The 2337-nt window shown below is 31.1% G+C and carries 3 protein-coding genes; all 3 read right to left on the bottom strand.

Annotation, left to right across the window (positions count from 1 at the left end; all coding sequences use genetic code 11):
* Window positions 1–68: 68 nt before the first annotated feature.
* The gene (locus tag AACQ14_RS23690; RefSeq protein ID WP_339366010.1) at window positions 69–554 is read right to left on the bottom strand and encodes a GNAT family N-acetyltransferase; all 486 of its coding nucleotides are present in this window, start codon (window positions 552–554) and stop codon (window positions 69–71) included.
* A gap of 109 nt (window positions 555–663) precedes the next feature.
* Complete coding sequence (locus AACQ14_RS23685; protein ID WP_339366009.1) at window positions 664–1320, bottom strand: HAD family hydrolase; 657 nt, start codon at window positions 1318–1320, stop codon at window positions 664–666.
* 14 nt (window positions 1321–1334) lie between these two features.
* A complete protein-coding gene (locus AACQ14_RS23680; protein WP_339366008.1) occupies window positions 1335–2033 on the bottom strand; it encodes an HAD family hydrolase in 699 nt (232 codons plus the stop codon).
* Window positions 2034–2337 lie beyond the last annotated feature (304 nt).

Raw genomic sequence — 2337 nt, 5'->3', positions numbered from 1 at the left:
TTATAAATAATATTTTACCATCATATATATGGTAAATCAATACTTTCCCGAAATCACTGAATATTAACTTATTTAATATTATATTGCCAATATCCTACATCTATCCATTTATTAAATTTCAGTCCAACTTTTTCAAAATGCCCTGCCTTCTTGAATCCAATTCTTTCATGCAATTTCACACTTGGTTCATTAGGCAACGCTACAACTCCCATTATCACTCTAAAATTAAGTTTTCGCAATCTATCTATTAATTCTTCATACAAAATAGTTCCGACACCTCTACCACTATAATCTTTATCCAAGTATATTGACGACTCAACGCAAAAACGATATGCACTTCTACCTCTCCACTCAGAAACATACGCATATCCAACTACTTTACCCTTTTTTTCATATACTATAAAACAGTATTTATCCGTAATATACTTAATCTTATCTACCATATCCTCTACTGTTACATTTTCTTCTTCAAAAGTAACAACCGTATTTTCCACATAATAATTATAGATATCACATATTGCCTGAGCATCACTTAATTTTACATCTCTAATCATATAAGTACTCCCTTCTAGTCTATTCTATGTATTTCATTTCCTATAGTATTAATACTTGTTATTACATTATTATATATGTTATCCCCTCTTATAACAATAGCTATTCCTTTTAATTATTTAGTTCATTAATAATTATATTAACTTCATTCAACGAATTACATATGTATCTTGCGTTATCTCTAGCTATATCTGATTCAATAATGATATCCGGTATCCATATAGGTATCATATTCGCTCTAGTCGCAGCTAATATACCATTTTCAGAATCCTCCAGAACAATACATCTTTCTGGATTCACCCCTAATTTCTTACTTGCCATAAGAAAAATATCTGGTTCAGGTTTCCCTTTTTCAATCTCATCACCACAAACGATAGTATTGAAGTAACCAACTATATCCACTTTTTCAAGTAACTCCAATGCATCACTCCTATTCGTTGATGTTGCAACCGCAGTAGGAATTTTCAATGTTCTACAGTATTCCAAAAATTCTATAAGACCTTCTTTCATTGGAACACCATTCAACGACATAAATTCTTTAGTGTAATCTATCCTAATTTTTCTCACTTCCTCAAAAGGAAAATCATCACCAAGATTCTTAACAAGCAACTTTCTAGTATCCACCAAAGTTCTTCCCACAGCTTTCATCATTAATTCCCTACTTATCACATATCCAAACTCTTTACCTGCCCTCTCCCAACTCTCCAAAGCAATACTCTCCGTATCCAACATTAATCCATCCATATCAAAAATTATTCCTTCTATCATAACAATCACACTCCTCAATCTAAAATTTTCACTAATTCATCTAATGAAGATATACCCTCAACCTGTTCATCATAACTTTTATCTCTATATAAAACTATAGAATTTATCCCTAATTCTTCTGCACCTTGGCAATTACTATAATTATCATCAATAAATAACGTCTGTGCTGGTGATATACCTAATTCCTCTAGCGCTGGTATAAACATACCTTTATCAGGTTTTGTCACTCCCATTATTGATGATATAATAAACGTTGAAAAATAATCCCTCAATCCCACTTCTTCATATACATTTATTAAGGATGGCCAAGCATCAGAAACTATACCTAATTCATACCTCTCATAAAGTTTTGGTATAACTTCATACACATCTTCATAAAACTCATATTTCTCATTATTATATACCAAATCTTTAGCTATCATATCTACAAGCTCATCATCCAAGTTTAAAATAGGTAATTCATTAGAAAAAATTCTATAAAACCTTCTAAAATGATAATACTCCTGTTCCCTGTCTATAATTAAACTTTGCTTTTCTATGTAATCATAAGCCTTCCGAAATGCCCTATTTATATCCAGTTCCTTTACCCTATCAAAAATATCTCTATCAATAAATTCATAAATCCTTGGTGATATAAACCAATTTCCTGTCCTAGGATAATTTAACACTCTCCCTGAATCAAACAAAATTGCTTTAATATTATTGAATTTCATATTAATTACCCCCTAATACACAACTTAATAACTACCATACAAATCATTATATCAACCAAATAATTTAACTTCAAGAAATATATATCTGCACCACTCTCTTTATGAAATTAAAATTTGAAATAGCCAATAGTTAAGCTAACATAGAAGAAAAAGTGTTTTGTGATTATATTGACGGTTATTTCAAGCAAAATAGTAGATGTATATGTGGAGTCGTGAGGCAGGACGCCGAACCCAGCTTTTAACCTGACAGCCCTACTGGACTGTCAGAAATAATAATGGACTCGATGTCCATTATTATTTGTTG

It is taken from the genome of Vallitalea maricola, assembly GCF_036985595.1.
In the GTDB taxonomy this organism is placed as follows: domain Bacteria; phylum Bacillota; class Clostridia; order Lachnospirales; family Vallitaleaceae; genus Vallitalea; species Vallitalea maricola.
The sequence above is the reverse complement of the archived record's forward strand: the minus strand, read 5'-3'. Positions and strand labels throughout refer to the sequence as shown.